At 29.5% G+C, this 16,950-nt stretch carries 14 protein-coding genes and 2 rRNA genes; 13 read left to right on the top strand and 3 right to left on the bottom strand.

Features of this window, described 5'->3' with window-relative positions; all coding sequences use genetic code 11:
- From EIH23_RS03735 to EIH23_RS03775, 9 genes are all read left to right on the top strand, one after another.
- A 23S ribosomal RNA gene (locus EIH23_RS03735) occupies positions 1 to 125 on the top strand; the annotation flags it as partial.
- A gap of 81 nt (positions 126 to 206) precedes the next feature.
- Positions 207 to 323: ribosomal RNA gene (gene rrf / locus EIH23_RS03740) — 5S ribosomal RNA — on the top strand.
- A gap of 175 nt (positions 324 to 498) precedes the next feature.
- On the top strand, positions 499 to 780 hold the full coding sequence (locus EIH23_RS03745; RefSeq protein WP_122638885.1) for a hypothetical protein: 282 nt from the start codon (positions 499 to 501) through the stop codon (positions 778 to 780).
- Positions 781 to 886: 106 nt separating this feature from the next.
- Positions 887 to 1,315 carry a hypothetical protein gene (locus EIH23_RS03750; RefSeq protein WP_122638886.1) on the top strand — a complete coding sequence of 143 codons (429 nt, stop codon included), beginning with the start codon at positions 887 to 889 and terminating at the stop codon, positions 1,313 to 1,315.
- Positions 1,316 to 1,333: 18 nt separating this feature from the next.
- Positions 1,334 to 2,509 (top strand): SIS domain-containing protein, encoded by a 1,176-nt coding sequence (locus EIH23_RS03755; protein WP_122638887.1) that lies wholly within the window; start codon positions 1,334 to 1,336, stop codon positions 2,507 to 2,509.
- Positions 2,510 to 2,522: 13 nt separating this feature from the next.
- Entirely contained in the window at positions 2,523 to 3,473 is a 951-nt protein-coding gene (gene pfkB / locus EIH23_RS03760; RefSeq protein ID WP_122638888.1) for a 1-phosphofructokinase, read from the top strand.
- Between the two features lie 22 nt (positions 3,474 to 3,495).
- Positions 3,496 to 3,972 (top strand): PTS galactosamine transporter subunit IIB, encoded by a 477-nt coding sequence (gene agaB, locus EIH23_RS03765; RefSeq protein WP_122638889.1) that lies wholly within the window; start codon positions 3,496 to 3,498, stop codon positions 3,970 to 3,972.
- A gap of 11 nt (positions 3,973 to 3,983) precedes the next feature.
- Positions 3,984 to 4,754, top strand: coding sequence for a PTS mannose/fructose/sorbose/N-acetylgalactosamine transporter subunit IIC (locus EIH23_RS03770; protein WP_122638890.1), 771 nt, complete (start codon positions 3,984 to 3,986; stop codon positions 4,752 to 4,754).
- The gene (locus tag EIH23_RS03775; RefSeq protein ID WP_122638891.1) at positions 4,744 to 5,565 is read left to right on the top strand and encodes a PTS system mannose/fructose/sorbose family transporter subunit IID; all 822 of its coding nucleotides are present in this window, start codon (positions 4,744 to 4,746) and stop codon (positions 5,563 to 5,565) included. Before EIH23_RS03770 ends, EIH23_RS03775 begins: the two co-directional genes overlap by 11 nt.
- A gap of 48 nt (positions 5,566 to 5,613) precedes the next feature.
- Here the strand turns inward: EIH23_RS03775 and nagA are convergent, their stop codons facing one another.
- A complete protein-coding gene (nagA, locus tag EIH23_RS03780; protein WP_122638892.1) occupies positions 5,614 to 6,714 on the bottom strand; it encodes an N-acetylglucosamine-6-phosphate deacetylase in 1,101 nt (366 codons plus the stop codon).
- A gap of 21 nt (positions 6,715 to 6,735) precedes the next feature.
- Entirely contained in the window at positions 6,736 to 7,050 is a 315-nt protein-coding gene (locus EIH23_RS03785; RefSeq protein WP_122638893.1) for a hypothetical protein, read from the bottom strand.
- A gap of 334 nt (positions 7,051 to 7,384) precedes the next feature.
- Here EIH23_RS03785 and uvrB point away from each other — a divergent pair, with 334 nt between their 5' ends.
- The 4 genes from uvrB to hprK all read left to right on the top strand — a co-directional run bounded on the left by uvrB (position 7,385) and on the right by hprK (position 15,091).
- On the top strand, positions 7,385 to 9,355 hold the full coding sequence (gene uvrB, locus EIH23_RS03790) for an excinuclease ABC subunit UvrB (RefSeq protein WP_122638894.1): 1,971 nt from the start codon (positions 7,385 to 7,387) through the stop codon (positions 9,353 to 9,355).
- Entirely contained in the window at positions 9,355 to 12,180 is a 2,826-nt protein-coding gene (gene uvrA, locus EIH23_RS03795) for an excinuclease ABC subunit UvrA (protein ID WP_122638895.1), read from the top strand. The genes uvrB and uvrA overlap by 1 nt, the downstream gene beginning before the upstream one ends.
- Before the next feature lie 160 nt (positions 12,181 to 12,340).
- Complete coding sequence (gene uvrC / locus EIH23_RS03800; RefSeq protein WP_122638896.1) at positions 12,341 to 14,155, top strand: excinuclease ABC subunit UvrC; 1,815 nt, start codon at positions 12,341 to 12,343, stop codon at positions 14,153 to 14,155.
- A 6-nt stretch (positions 14,156 to 14,161) separates the two neighbouring features.
- Positions 14,162 to 15,091: an HPr(Ser) kinase/phosphatase gene (gene hprK, locus EIH23_RS03805; RefSeq protein ID WP_122638897.1), complete on the top strand. Its 930-nt coding sequence runs from the start codon at positions 14,162 to 14,164 to the stop codon at positions 15,089 to 15,091.
- A gap of 63 nt (positions 15,092 to 15,154) precedes the next feature.
- Here the strand turns inward: hprK and EIH23_RS03810 are convergent, their stop codons facing one another.
- A complete protein-coding gene (locus EIH23_RS03810; RefSeq protein ID WP_122638898.1) occupies positions 15,155 to 16,942 on the bottom strand; it encodes an NADH-dependent [FeFe] hydrogenase, group A6 in 1,788 nt (595 codons plus the stop codon).
- Positions 16,943 to 16,950 lie beyond the last annotated feature (8 nt).

Raw genomic sequence — 16,950 nt, forward strand, 5'->3', positions numbered from 1 at the left:
CTTCAAGATAAGATTTCCCACCGTAAGGGTAAGACCCCAGGAAGACTACCTGGTTGATAGGTCGAAGGTGTAAGTGCAGTAATGTATTTAGCTTATCGATACTAATAGGTCGAGGACTTGACCAAAACTTAAATGATATATCATAAATGATATGCAGTTTTTAGAGTATTAACTCTAAAACTTAATATAAGTTAATCGAAAGATTATGTGGTTATTATAGCAAAGAGGATACACCTGTTCCCATTCCGAACACAGAAGTTAAGCTCTTTAGCGCTGATGGTACTCGGAGGGAAACCTCCCGGGAGAGTAAGACGTAGCCACGTAATCTTTTTTTGTGTAAAAATATAAATTATAAAATTATGCATTTCTATAATTTTATAAATAATCATAAAAATAAAAGTGTACTTATTAGTTACACTTTTATTTTTTTTAAATAAAAAATCTACATCTGGAAAACTTAAAGATAAACACTTTTGTTTATTAAAAGGAGGTAAACTTATGGATAATATGAGAGAAATGAGAAAAAAGCGTACAGATGGTAAGTATGATTTAACACTAGAAATAGGTGATACAGCTTATTTTGGAACATATGAAGATGTAGATGTAAAATCAGGAGAAGATATAATTAGAAACTATTTAAGAAGTAATTCAGATGATGCTAATTTTGAAGATTTAAAGATAAACTACAATAAGAACAGACATACTATTAGAGTTACTGCAGAATTAGATTATTATGATGGAGAACACAAAGATTATAGTAATAGAAGTAAACTAATGTAGCATAAAATTAAATGAGCGTAATTAAAAAATTTTATTAAGAAAATTTTAATTGCGCTTATTTAACATATTTAATTATTTTTTTAATAGATATTATTAGGAGGTGTTTATGAACGGTATATTAATAATTGGTCATGGGAATTTTGGGTCAGGTCTTAACAGCACTTTAGAAATTATAGCAGGAAAATTTGATTTTATTAAATATGGAGACTTTACATCTGAGAAATCTCCAGAAGAATTCAAATATGAGGTAAGATTAAAATTAAATGAATTAAAAGATAAAGATAAAATTTATATTTTTACTGATGTGGTTGGGGGTACTCCATTTAAAGTAGCATGTGAATTAAAATTAGAAGATAATAGAATCGAAGTTTTTTATGGAACGAATATGGCTATGATAATAGAAACTTGTATGAATACACAATTTGAAATTGATATGGATAATGACTCAATTATCAAAATTGGCAACTCTAATATAAATTCATTTAAGCTTGTAAAAAAGGATAAAAATAAAGAATTCTCAGAAGAAGGGATATAGAGTATAAGGGGGGATATCATGTATCTAGGAATAGATATATCAGAATTAAAGGATAAAAAGGCATATCATACAGCAAAAGAAATAAGTCAGCAACCTGATGTTTGGGTTGAATCTATAAAAAACATGTCTAAAAAAAGCAATGAAATAAAACAATTCAAGGAAAATTTTTTAAAAGAAGATAATTTAAGAATAATTCTTACAGGAGCAGGAACATCAGCTTTTGCCGGTGAGATATGCGCACCATATTTAAGTGAATTTCTTCAAATGCCAGTTGAGGCAATAGCAACAACGGATATAGTTGGAACTCCAGCTAAATATTTATACAAGAATAGACCAACAGTGTTAATATCTTTTGCAAGATCAGGAAACTCACCAGAAAGTGTGGCAGCTGTAGATCTTGTTAATAAATATGTAGATAATGTTTATCAAATTGTAATAACATGCAATAAAGATGGTCATTTAGCAAAAAATAGTATAAATGATGATAAAAACTTAGTAATTCTAATGCCAGATGCTTGTAATGATGAAGGTTTTGCTATGACATCTAGTGTTACAACAATGATACTTAATTGTATAGGTATATTTAAAATTGAACATATAGACGCATATTTAAAGGATGTTATAAAGCTATCTACATCTGTTGATAACTTTATAGAAAAAAATATAAATCATATACTAGATTTAGCTAAAGAATATGTAGAACGTATAATTTACTTAGGATTAGGATCTTTAAAAGGGATGTCCAGAGAGTCAGCATTAAAATTACTAGAGTTGACTAGTGGTATAGTTAATGCTAACTATGATACTCCACTTGGGTTTAGACATGGACCTAAATCAGTAGTTAATGATAAAACAATTACAATATTCTACTTATCAAATAATCCTTATAGTAGGCTATATGATGTAGATTTAATAAACGAAATGTCTAAGCAAAGAAAGAAAGATAAAATTTTATTAGTTGGATGTAATATAGATAATGATTTAAAAGAGTTAGTAAATGATTTTGTAGAAATAGAAGACTTATGCTTTAGTGAAGATAATGAAGTATTTTTAGCATTACAACAGTTAATATTTGGTCAAATATTTTCATTTTATAAATCTTTAGTATTAGGTATTACACCAGATAATCCATGTCCAACAGGTGAAGTTAATAAGGTAGTAAAAGGTGTTATAATACATGAATGTTGTATGTAAGAGGTTTTAGGTTATGGAAAATAATAAAGGAGAGTTAATAACAATTGTAACTCTTAATCCTTCCATAGATAGAATGTATTTTTTAGATAAACTAAACTTAGGAGAAGTACAAAGAGCTAAGTCTGTAAGTATAACAGCTGGAGGTAAAGGATTAAATGTTGCTAAAGTTTGTAATTTATTAGGACATAGCCCAAGATGCATAGGTTTTTTAGGTGGATATAATGGTAAATTTATCGAAGGTGAATTAAAAAAGGAAAATATACAATCAAATTTTACTTATATTAAAGATGAAACAAGGATTTGTTTAAATTTAATAGATAAGAGTGGAATTAGTACAGAAATTTTAGAAAAAGGTCCAACCATAGATGAAGAGAGTATAGAAGTATTTAAGAGAACTTTGTTAGAGTCATTAAATAATACAAAAATATTAGTAGTATCAGGAAGTATACCTAAGGGAATTGATAGTAATTTTTATAAAGAAATAGGTCAAATATGCGAATCAAAAAGTATTACATATATATTAGATGCGAGTGGTGATTTTTTAGAATTAGCACTAAGTTCACATCCATTCTTAATCAAACCCAATAAAGATGAACTTGAATATTTAACTAATATCAAAATCGAAACTAAGAAAGACGCAATAAATGCAGCTAATAAATTAATAAGTAAAGGTGCTAATAATATAGCTGTATCTCTTGGTAAAGATGGAATGCTATTTATTAATAAAGAAATAGTTTTAGATGTAGATATACCTAAAATTAAGGCAATCAATCCAGTTGGAAGTGGTGATGCCAGTATAGCTGGATTTGCATATGGATTATTAAATGATTATTCAATTGAAGATACTATTAAATTAGCAAATGCTTGTGGCATGAGTAATGCTACAAAAGTGAAAACAGGAGATATCGATATAAGCCAAGTAAAAGAATTTTTTAAAATGATTAATATAAAAACTATAGTTTAAAGATTAAAAGGGGGAGTTTTTAATGCCAAATATAGTATTAACAAGAATTGATAATAGATTAATCCATGGTCAAGTTGCAACAATGTGGACTGCAAGCGTTGGAGCAAACTTACTTTTAGTTGCTAATGATGAAGTTTCGCAAAATGAATTTAGACAAAATTTAATGGATATGGCAGCACCAGCTGCGGTACAAACTAGATATTTCTCAATAGAAAAAACTATAAAAATAATACACAAAGCTAGTGCTTCACAAATGATAGCTATAATATGCGAAACACCTCAAGATGTTTTAAAGTTAGTTGAAGGTGGAGTTCCTATAAAAAAAGTTAATATAGGAAATATGCATATGGCAGAAGGTAAACATCAGATATCAAAAGCTGTTTGTGTGGATCAAAGTGACGTAGATACATTTAAGAAGTTAAAAGAACTAGGAGTAGAGTTAGAAATACGTCGTGTTCCATCAGAATCAGCAGAAGATATAAATAAATTATTTGAATAGGGGGGAATATCATGGATTTAAGTTTTGGTCAAATAATACTAATACTTATTGTAACAATGATAGCAGCTATTGACCAGTTTAGTTTTTTAGAGTCTATATATAGACCTATAGTTATTGGTCCAATAGTAGGGGCTATTATGGGGGATTTACAAACTGGACTTATGATAGGTGCATCATATGAACTTATGATGATAGGCGCAATGCCAGTTGGAGGTGCACAGCCACCTAATGCTGTTATAGGTGGAATAATGGCGACAGTATTTGGTATAAGCTTAAAATTAGATGTTGCAGCTGCTTTACCACTTGCAATACCATTTGCACTGTTAGGTCAATATGCAGTAACAGCTTTATTTACGGTAGTATCTCCATTAATGGTTAAAGCTGATAAATATGCAGAAGAAGCAAATCCATCAGGAATAGTAAAATTAAATTATTTAACAATGGGATTATTAGCAGTATTATTTGCTTTAATAGTTTTAGCTGGATTATTAGCAGGAAGTGCAATAGGTCAACAATTAACAAATAGTGTACCAACTTGGGTATTTACAGGATTGTCTGCAGCAGGTAAGATGATGCCAGCATTAGGATTTGGAATGCTACTAAGAGTTATGTATAGTAAGCAACTTGCAATGTTTATCTTTGTGGGATTTGTACTTGTTGCATATATGAACTTACCATTATTAGCAGTAGCATTTATAGGTGTAGCAGTAGCTGTTTATGATTTCCAAATAAATGTAAAAAATATGCCAAGTAAAAAGGAGGCTGATACTGATGGCATCTAATACAAAAAGCTATTATGTAGATCAACAAGAAGCTCCAAAGTTAAGTAAAAAAATACTTAATAAAATGGTATGGAGATCATTATTTTTACAAGCATCATTTAACTATGAAAGAATGCAATCTTGTGGATGGTTATATGGAATACTACCAGGATTACAAGAAATCCATAAAAATAAAGAAGATTTATCAACTTCAATGACTCATAATCTAGAATTTTTTAATACTCATCCATTTTTAGTAACTTTTGTAATGGGAATAGTTTTATCATTAGAACAAAGAAAAGCTGATGTACAAACAATAAGATCAATAAGAGTTGCAGCAATGGGACCTTTAGGAGGAATTGGTGATGCTATATTCTGGTTTACATTAACTCCAATAGCTGCAGGTATTGGTGCTAACTTAGCACTCCAAGGTAGTATTTTAGGTCCAATAGTTTTCTTATTATTATTTAATGTAGTCCAATTTGGTTTAAGATATTGGTTGATGCATTGGTCTTATAAGGTTGGTATGGATGGTATACAAACTATGACTAAATATGCAAAACAATTTACACATTCTGCAACAATACTTGGTTTAATAGTAGTTGGCGCTTTAATCGCTTCTTATGTTGGGTTTGATATAGTATTACAAATACCAATAGGTGAAACAAATGTTGTTATACAAGAAGTATTAGATGGAATAATGCCAAAATTAATACCATTATTATTAACATTTGGAATGTATGGATTAGTTAAGAAAAATGTAAGTCCATTAATAAATATATGTATATTAGTAGTTATAGGTTTATTAGGGGCTTTAGTAGGTTTATTCTAAAGTAAATAAAAAATCTAGTCATTTAGATAATGACTAGATTTTTTTTATTTATTTCTCAAATGATACTTTACCGCGACAGATAGTTTTTATTATATTATACTCATTATCTAAAATAACAATATCTGCATCCTTACCTATATCCAAACTACCTTTTCTAGTTAATAATCCTAATTGTTTAGCAGGATTTGTACTTGCCATAGTAATTGCATCTTCTAATGAACAACCAGAAAATTCCATAACATTATGGATACTATTTATCATTGTGTTAACACTTCCAGCTAGAGATCCAGTTTCTAGTCGAACCTGATTACCGCATTTAACTACTTTTTGACCACCTAACTCAGATGGTCCATCAGGCAATCCTTTAGCCCTCATAGCATCTGTTATCAGAGTAACATTATTAGGTCCTTTAATTTTAATTATAGACTTTATAGTATTAGGATGAAGATGTACGCCATCAACAATGATTTCTGTATTTAGCTCATCAAAAGTAAATCCAGCTGTTACTACACCTGGATTTCTATGGTGATGAGGACTTTGACCATTATGGAAGTGAGTTACACTATTAAGACCAAAAGAAATAGCTTTCTCAACATCCTCAAAGGTAGCAGAACTATGTCCAACAGATGGAATTATATTATTTTCAGATAAATACTTAGTAAATTCAAAGTTATCATCTAATTCAGGAGCATAAGTGACTTTTTTTATTTTTTTATTAGACTCATTTTCAAATATTTTAAATGAATCTATAGTAGGTTTCAAAATAAAGTTTTCTGGCTGAGCCCCTTTAAATTTAGGACTTATAAATGGGCCTTCTAAGTGTATTCCGAGTATTTCTGGTTGGCCTATTATATTATTATTATCTATATACTCTGAGATATTATTTAATGATTTATTTATATTTGATACTTTTTGAGTCATAGTGGTTGGTAAAAATGATGTGACACCTTCTTTTGATAAAGTTTTTACTATTGTATCAAGTGTTTCTAAACTAGCATCCATAGCATCAGCACCATGAGATCCATGTATATGTACATCGATAAAACCTGGTACTGCAAAATATCCTTTAGGAATGTGAATCTTATCTCCATGATCAGAAATTTTACCATTATCAATAAAGATATTAGTATTTGTTAAAACTTTTATCACTAAATTATCCTCCCTTTAATATTATTTTTTTGCAGTTTTATAGCTGAATTTATAAATTATAAAAGCAACAACACACGCTAAAGAAATTTTTATACAAGCTATAAATAAGAAAAGACGAATTAATGATATAATATTTAATTCATTAAATATTATATATAGAATAACTAAAGAAGAAGATAGGATTTCAATTATAGAAACAAACTTAAGAGAAAGAGTTTCTATTCTTATTAAGTTTTCTTCTTTTTGTGTTATTCTTGGTGAAATAATTCTTCTAACATATGTGAAAATATTAAAAGTTAAAAATAGAATTAAAACTATTTTTATAGCTAGCATCATAGTAGATTCCCCCCTTTTTTATATTTTCTCTTAATTAAATTATAGTGTATTTTATTATAAATTTAATGAAATTAAAAAATAAATGTATAAAGATTTTTATGGACGGACATAATAAAAATGTAAAACTTAATAAATAAAAATTACTCAATCTCCCCCATTTTAAAAGATCTCTATCCCCCATAGAGATCTTTATTTTTTTGTAATTTATGTATGCAATTAAATATGAATTAATTGGGTAAAATATGTAAAAAAAGTTATTTTAATTAATAGATAATATTTATATTATGATATAATTATACTTATTAGGAACGAATGTTCGGAAAGGAGTGATATTGTGGACTTTAATATAAATTCAGAATTTAAGCCTACAGGAGATCAACCACAAGCTATTAAGTCAATTGTTACTGCAATAAATAATGATGAAAAATTTTCAACATTATTAGGAGTTACTGGTTCAGGAAAAACTTTTACTATGGCCAATATAATACAAGAGGTAAAAAAACCAACTTTAATACTTGCTCATAATAAGACACTAGCAGCACAGCTATATAGTGAATTTAAAGAGTTTTTCCCAGATAATGCAGTTGAATATTTTGTAAGTTATTATGATTATTATCAGCCGGAAGCATATGTAGCTCATAGTGATACGTATATAGAAAAAGATGCAAGTATAAATGATGAAATAGATAAGCTAAGACATTCAGCAACAGCATCTATATTAGAAAGAAGAGACGTAATAATAATATCATCAGTATCTTGTATTTATGGGTTAGGTGACCCAGAGGATTATAAAGAACTTATGGTATCTTTAAGACCTGGTATGCAAAAAGATAGAGATGATATTATAAAGCGTTTAATAGAAATTCAATATGAGAGAAATGATATAAACTTTACTAGAGGTACTTTTAGAGTAAGAGGAGATATATTAGAAATTTTCCCAGCTAGTAATGATGAAAAAGCTATTAGAATTGAATTTTTTGGAGATGAGATAGATAGAATAACTGAGATAGATTATGTTACTGGGAAAATTGCAGGGGTAAGAAATCATGTTGTTATATTCCCTGCATCTCATTATGTTACAACTCCAGAAAGAATAGAAAAAGCTATAGTTGCAATAGAAAAAGAATTAAAAGATAGAGCTGATTATTTTAGAGCAAATGATAAATTATTAGAAGCTCAGAGAATAGAACAAAGAACAAAATATGATATAGAAATGTTAAAAGAAATTGGATTCTGCCAAGGAATAGAGAATTATTCTAGACATATAACGGGTAGAAATCCTGGAGAAAAACCATATACTTTAATGGATTTTTTTCCAGATGATTATTTAATGATAGTAGATGAATCTCATGTTACAATACCTCAAGTAAGAGGTATGTATGGAGGAGATAGATCAAGAAAAACTTCTCTTATAGAGAATGGATTTAGATTACCATCAGCATATGATAATAGACCTTTAAATTTTGAAGAATTTGAAGAAAATATAAATCAAATACTATTTGTAACAGCAACACCTGGACCATATGAACTAGAACATTCTGAAACTATAGCAGAGCAAATAATAAGACCTACAGGTTTATTAGACCCTATTATAGAAGTAAGACCAATTGAAAATCAAATAGATAACTTAGTTGGAGAGATTAATACAGTAATAGAAAAAGGTGAAAGAGTATTAATAACTACACTAACTAAGAAAATGAGTGAAGACTTAACAAATTATCTGAAAGAAATTGGTATAAAAGTAAAATATCTTCACTCAGATATAGATACATTAGAAAGAACAGAAATAATAAGAGATTTAAGATTAGGAAAATTTGATGTCTTAGTCGGTATAAACTTACTAAGAGAAGGATTAGATATACCAGAAGTTTCTTTAGTAGCAATTTTAGATGCTGATAAGGAAGGTTTTTTACGTTCTGAAACTTCGTTAATACAAACTGTAGGTCGTGCAGCTAGAAACTCAGAAGGTAAGGTAATAATGTATGCAGATAAGATAACTAGATCTATGCAAGCAACTATTGAAGAAACTAAGAGAAGAAGAGAAATACAGTCTTTATATAATAAAGAGCATGGAATTATACCTAAAACAATACAAAAGAGTATTAGAGATAGTATAGAAGCTACTAAAGTTGCAGATGAAGAAGTTGTATATGGAATTAAAGATACAGATGATATAGAGGAAATTAAAATTAACATAGCTATACTACAATCAGAAATGATGGAAGCTGCACAGAATTTACAGTTTGAAAGAGCAGCTGAACTTAGAGATAAGATAAAACAGTTAGAAGAAAGGATTAAGAATTAATGGAAGACAAAATCATAATTAAAGGCGCCAAAGAACATAATTTAAAAGATGTTGATTTGGAACTTCCTAGAAATAAATTTATAGTATTTACAGGATTATCAGGATCAGGAAAATCTTCTTTAGCATTTGATACTATATATGCAGAAGGTCAAAGAAGATATGTTGAAAGTCTATCTGCATATGCAAGACAGTTTTTAGGTCAAATGGAAAAACCAAATGTTGAATATATAGAAGGTTTATCCCCTGCAATATCAATAGATCAAAAAACAACATCTAAAAATCCACGTTCAACAGTTGGAACGGTTACAGAAATTTATGATTACTTAAGATTATTATTTGCAAGGGTTGGAGATGTTCATTGTCCTGTTTGTGGAGAAAAAATAAGCCAAATGACTATTCAAGAAATAGTAGATAAAATATTAGAATTTCCAGAGAGAACAAAGTTACAATTACTATCACCAGTAGTTAGAGGTCAAAAAGGAACTCATAAAAAGATTATAGAGAACATAAAAAAAGAAGGTTTCGTAAGAATTAGAGTAGATGGAGAAAATTACGAAGTTACTGATGAATTTGAATTAAATAAAAATCAAAAGCACGATATAGAGGTTGTTGTAGATAGAATAATAGTTAAAGATGGAATAGAATCTAGATTAGCAGATTCAATAGAAACCGCAGTCAAGTTATCAGATGGACTTGTAATAGCTCAAATAATAGATGGAGAAGAAATTCTTTACTCAACTAAGTTTGCATGTCCAGAACATGGTATAGGAATTGAAGAATTATCTCCAAGAATGTTTTCATTTAATGCCCCTTTTGGAGCATGTACTGTATGTAATGGGCTTGGTGAAAGCAAGGAAGTTGATCCAGAACTTGTTATACCAAATAAAGATTTATCTATAAAACAAGGTGCGATAGCGGCATGGGGATCAGTAAGTACAAGTGATGATACATATTATAGCAAAATGGTTCAAAGCTTAGCTGCTCACTTTAATGTGTCATTAGATACTCCATTTAAAGACTTGCCAGACGATTTCGTACAAGAATTACTTTATGGTGAAAATAATATAATGGTAGAATTTATTTTTGATTCTAAGTTTGGAGGAAGAAGAGAATATAAGGCTCCTTTTGAGGGGGTTATAGTAAACTTAGAAAGAAGATATAGAGAAACTAATTCTGATTATTCTAGAGAAAAAATAGAAGAGTTTATGGCAGAAAGACCTTGTCCAAAATGTAAAGGGTCAAGACTTAGAAAAGAAGTTTTATCTGTTTTAGTTGGAAATAAAAATATAATGCAAGTAACTGATTTATCTGTAAATGAGCTTATTGAGTTTATAGAAAATGTAAAATTGACAGAAAAACAAAAGTTTATAGCTCATGAGATATTAAAAGAAATAAAAGGAAGGGCATCATTCCTAAAAGATGTAGGATTAGATTATTTAAACTTATCTAGAAAAGCAGGAACTTTATCAGGAGGAGAAGCACAACGTATAAGACTTGCTACTCAAATAGGTTCTGCATTAGTAGGTGTACTATATGTTCTAGATGAGCCGAGTATAGGTTTGCACCAAAGAGATAATGATAGACTTATATCTACATTAAGACATTTAACGGATTTAGGAAATACTCTTATAGTTGTTGAGCATGATGAAGATACTATGAGAGAAGCGGATTATGTAGTAGATATTGGTCCTGGCGCGGGTGTACATGGTGGACAAATAGTTGCAGAAGGAACATTAGATGAAATACTAGAAAATGAAAATTCTATAACAGGTCAATATTTAAGCGGTAAAAAACAAATTATGATTCCAGAAAAAACTAGAGATGGAAATGGAAGTTTTATAGAAGTTATTAAAGCTACTGAAAATAACTTAAAAAATATAAGTGTTAAGTTTCCTCTAGGAAAGTTTATATGTATAACAGGTGTTTCTGGATCAGGAAAAAGTACATTAATTAATGATATTTTATATACAGGAATAGCAGCTAAAGTTAATAGACTAAGACAGAGACCTGGAAAGCACAAAGAAATAAAAGGAATAGAAAATATAGATAAAGTAATAAATATCGATCAAAGTCCAATAGGAAGAACTCCAAGATCAAATCCAGCAACATATACAGGAGTATTTGATCAAATAAGAGATTTATTTGCAGCAACTAATGAGGCAAAAGCTAGAGGTTATAAAAAAGGTAGATTTAGTTTTAATGTAAAGGGTGGAAGATGCGAGGCTTGTAAAGGCGACGGTATAATAAAGATAGAAATGCATTTCTTACCTGATGTCTATGTACCTTGTGAAGTATGTAAAGGAGAAAGATATAATAGAGAAACTCTTCAAGTGAAATATAAAGATAAGACCATTGCAGACATACTTGATATGAATGTTGAAGAAGCTCTTGAATTCTTTGAAAATATACCTGGTATAAAGAGAAAGTTAGAAACATTAATGGATGTTGGACTTTCATATATAAAACTAGGTCAGCCATCAACACAGTTATCGGGTGGTGAGGCACAAAGAATTAAGCTTGCAACAGAATTAAGTAAGAGACCAACTGGAAAAACGCTATATATATTAGATGAGCCTACAACAGGTCTTCATATGGCTGATGTAGATAAACTTATAGATGTATTACAAAGATTAGCAGACACAGGAAATACAATTGTTGTAATAGAGCACAACTTAGATGTTATAAAAACATGTGATTATATAATTGATTTAGGACCAGAAGGTGGAGATAAAGGGGGAACTATAATTGCAAAAGGTACTCCAAGAGAAGTTTCACAAGTGGAAGGTTCTTATACAGGTAAATTCCTAAAAAGATATTTTGAATAGATAACATTGAAGATTAATATATAAGTACCTCCTATTTAAATGAATAATTAAAATATGGGGGTACTTTGTTATTAATTTTTATAATTAACTTAATTTGGAGAGATTTTGACTTTTTAGGGTATAATTTTAATATAAATTTAAGTTTTGGAGGAAATATAATTTGTTTGATATACAAGAGCATTTAAAAAATCTTCCAGCAGAGCCTGGAGTATATCTTATGAAAGACAAGTTTAATAATATTATTTATGTAGGTAAAGCTATATCCTTAAAAAATAGAGTTAGACAATACTTTCAATCATCAAAGAATCATTCTTCAAAAGTTGTATCAATGGTAAAGAATATATCAAGTTTTGAGTATATTATAACTGATTCTGAGTTAGAAGCTTTAATACTTGAATGTAATTTAATAAAGCAATATAGGCCTAAATATAACGTTTTATTAAGAGATGATAAAACTTATCCATATATAAAAGTTACAACGAATGAGGATTATCCAAGAGTATTAAAAGTTAGAAAGGTATTAAAAGATAAAGCTAAATATTTTGGACCGTATACAAACTTAACCGCAGTAAATGACACTTTAGAAATAATAAGAAATACCTATCCAATTAGAACCTGTAATATAGATATAGATAAAGCTATAAAAAATAATATGAGACCTTGCTTGAACATGCATATAAATAAATGTACAGGACCTTGTACAGGAAGTGTTAAAAAAGAAGAGTATAATAAAATGGTAGAAGAAATAATACTATTTTTATCAGGAAAAGAAGAGAAATTAATTGAAATATTAAAAGAAAAAATGAATAGATGTGCAATGGAATTTAATTTTGAAGATGCAGCTATTTATCGAGATAAGATAAGAAGTTTAGAAGAGATGATGCAAAAACAAAAAATAGATGCAAATACATCTGACTTAAATCAAGATGTAATAGCTATGGCGAGAGCTCATGATGAAGCCTGTGTTCAAGTTTTCTTTATAAGAAATGGAAAAATAGTTGGAAGAGAGCATTTTATGTTAACTGGAGTTATGGATAGTTCGAGAGAATCTATTTTAGGTTCATTTGTAAAACAGTTTTATATGGAACAAGAATATATACCTAGGGAGTTAATTATAGAAGATGAAATCGAAGATAACTTTATATTAGAAGAATGGTTATCATCAAAACGGGGTTCAAAGGTAAGTATAAGAATTCCTCAAAAAGGAGAAAAAAAGAGTTTAGTAGAAATGGTAAGAAAAAATGCAGTAGAGTATCTTGAAAAATTTTCAGAGTTAAATAAACGCAAGTATGAAAAGACTACTGGTGCATTAGAACAATTAAAGGAACTACTTAACTTAGATGAAATTCCAAAAAGAATAGAATCTTTTGATATATCTAACATACAAGGTGTTGATTCAATAGGGTCAATGGTTGTATTTACTAACGGTAAAAAAGATAAAAAGGAATATAGAAGATATAAGATAAAGACTGTAATAGGACCGAATGATTATGATTCTATGGCAGAAATAGTAGAGAGAAGATTAAAATATGGAGAATTTCCAGATTTAATCTTATTAGATGGAGGAAAAGGTCAGGTTAGCTCTGTACAAAAAGTTTTAGATAAATATAGCTTGGAAATTCCATTATGGGGAATGTACAAAGATGATAAACATAGGACAAAAGGATTAATCTCAAAGGAAAAAGAAATAGAACTAGATAAGACTAGTAATTTATACAGATTTGTAGCAAGCATACAAGAAGAAGTTCATAACTATGCAATTACTTATCATAGAAGTTTAAGAAATAAGTCTTTGACAAAGTCTATTTTAGATGATATACAAGGTATAGGGGAAAAAAGAAAGAAAGCTTTACTAGCTTATTTCAAAGATGTAGATGCTATAAAAGATGCTAGTATTGAAGAATTAGCACAAGTAGAAGGAATGAATAAAGTATCTGCTGAAAATGTATATAATTTTTTTAAGAAGGGACAGTAAAATAATATGAAATACTTAGATAGGGTGTCAATAAATGATATAATAAAAGATTTAAATTTAAAGGTCGTATATATGCCAGAAGGAAAGGAATATTACGTTACTTCTCAAGACTTAAATAGAACTGGGCTTCAGTTTGCGGGATATTTTGAGTATTTTGCATATGAAAGATTACAAATAGTAGGAAAAGCTGAGTATAATTATTTTAGTAATATGGATAAAGATACAAGAGAAGATGTATTAGATAAATTCTTTTCTTATGAAATACCTGCATTAATAGTTTCTAGAGATTTAGAAGTTAAGCCAGATGTTATAGAAAAGGCTAAAAAATATAATAGAGTAGTCTTAAGTACGAGAAGAAACACAACTAGGATTATGAATTCATTATCAAGTTATTTAGACAATAAATTGGCACCACATACAACTATACATGGAGTGTTAGTCGATGTATACGGTATAGGTGTTCTTATAAAAGGTGAAAGTAGCATTGGTAAATCAGAAACTGCTTTAGAGCTTATACAAAGAGGTCATAGATTAGTAGCTGATGATGCTGTTGAAATAAGAAAATTAGATGAAAGTTTTTTAGTAGGTCAATCACCTGAGCTATTAAGACACTTTTTAGAAATACGAGGAATTGGTATTATTGATGTAAGAAGTTTATATGGAGTAGGAGCAATTAAAAACTCTAAGAAAATTGATCTAGTAATTCACTTAGAAGGTTGGGATGAAAATAAGTATTACGATAGATTAGGATTAGACAAAGAATATGAAGAAATTTTAGGAGAAAAGGTAGAGAGATTAGTAGTTCCAGTGAAACCTGGTAGAAATACAGCGATGATTATAGAAGTTGCAGCAATGAATTTCCGTCAAAAAGGAATGGGATATGATGCAGCTCAAGAATTCACAAAAAAGCTGTCTGATTTGATTGAAAACAAATAGGATTCATGTTATATATTAAGAAGAAAAGCTGTAATAGTAGAAACTATTACAGCTTTTCTTTTATTATTCTGCTCCCTCAGTGGCTAATTCAGCTTCTTGAACATATTCGCCATATACATTGCTTCTATCGAAGTAGTGAGTATGCAAATATTTATGAGCTGTATGACCATTTGGCTCTCCTAAAAAGTCAGCATATAGTTTTTGAATATCTGGATTTTCATGAGATTTACGTAGAGGTTTATTAGCATCTATTTGATATAGACCAGCACCTCTAGCTTTAATTTTAGCATAATCTCCACCGTGGAATGGTTGACCACCACCAGCTACACATCCACCAGGACAAGCCATTATTTCTATTATATGATACTTTGATTTACCAGCTCTTAATTCATCCATAAGAACTCTAGCATTTCCTAAACTACTTGCAGCAGCTACATTAACAGTAGTTCCATTAATATCTATGCTAGCTTCTTTTATTCCTTCCATTCCTCTTACAGCAGTGAAATCTATGTTTTCTAATGTTTCTTTAGTTATAACTTCGTAAGCTGTACGAAGAGCAGCTTCTAAAACTCCACCAGTAACACCAAATATGTCGGCAGCACCAGTAGAGTATCCTAAAGGACTATCAAATTCAGATTCTTCTAAGTTAGTTAAATCTATACCTGCCTCTTTTATCATTCTAGCTAATTCTCTAACTGTTATAGATATGTCAGTATCGAGTATTTCATCTTGACCTAATTCTTCTCTAGAAATTTCATATTTTTTAGCTACACAAGGCATTATAGATACTATAGTAACTTCATCAGGTTTCTTATTTAGAACCTTATTAGCAAAGTAATATCTAGCTATAGGTGAGAACATACCTTGAGGAGATCTACAAGTAGATAAGTGATTTATTAAATCAGGGTATTGAAGTTCTACAAAGTTAACCCAAGCAGGGCAGCAACTTGTTAATATAGGAAGATTTTGACCGCTTTGTAGTCTTCCTATAAACTCAGTACCTTCTTCCATTATAGTTAAATCTGCAGCAAAGTTAGTATCAAATACATAGTCAAAACCTAACAGTTTTAGAGCAGATACTAGTTTACCTGTAGATATAGAACCTGCATCTAATCCAAACTCTTCACTTATACCAACTCTTACAGCAGGTGCTATTTGAACCATTACAGGTTTTTCTTTTTGACCTAAAGCATTCCAAACCTCAGTAGTATTATCTTTTTCCATTAAAGCACCTGTTGGACAAACGCTTATACATTGCCCACAGTAAGTACATTCAGTATCAACTAAATCAGCATCAAAGAAAGTTCCAACCTCAGTATTAAATCCACGGTTAACACCTGAAAGTACACCTACAGTTTGAACTTCGTTACACATAGTTTCACATCTTCTACATAATATACATTTATCATTGTCTTTAACTATAGACTTAGATGATGTATCAGTTTGAGAACTAGACTGTTCTCCTTTGAATCTAATTTTTCTTATTCCTAATTCAGCAGCTATATCTTGTAATTCACATTTTCCGTTTTTAGAACAAGATAAGCAATCTTGAGGATGGTCTGATAATAATAGTTCTACAACATTTTTACGGAATCTTAATGCTTCTGGAGTATTAGTATTAACAACCATACCTTCTTTAACGTTTGTACCACACGCAGGAACTAATTTTTTACCTGCACTAACCATACATACACGACAAGATGCACATTGATTGACCATATTTATTTCATCCATTTTTAAATGACATAAATTAGGTATATTAATATTTACTTGTTTCGCAGCTTCAAGTATTTTTGTACCAGATGGTACAGACACTTCTTTGCCATTTATAGTTAAATTAACTAAACTCATTGATATCT

The organism is Romboutsia sp. Marseille-P6047 (genome assembly GCF_900604535.1).
GTDB lineage: Bacteria > Bacillota > Clostridia > Peptostreptococcales > Peptostreptococcaceae > Romboutsia_E.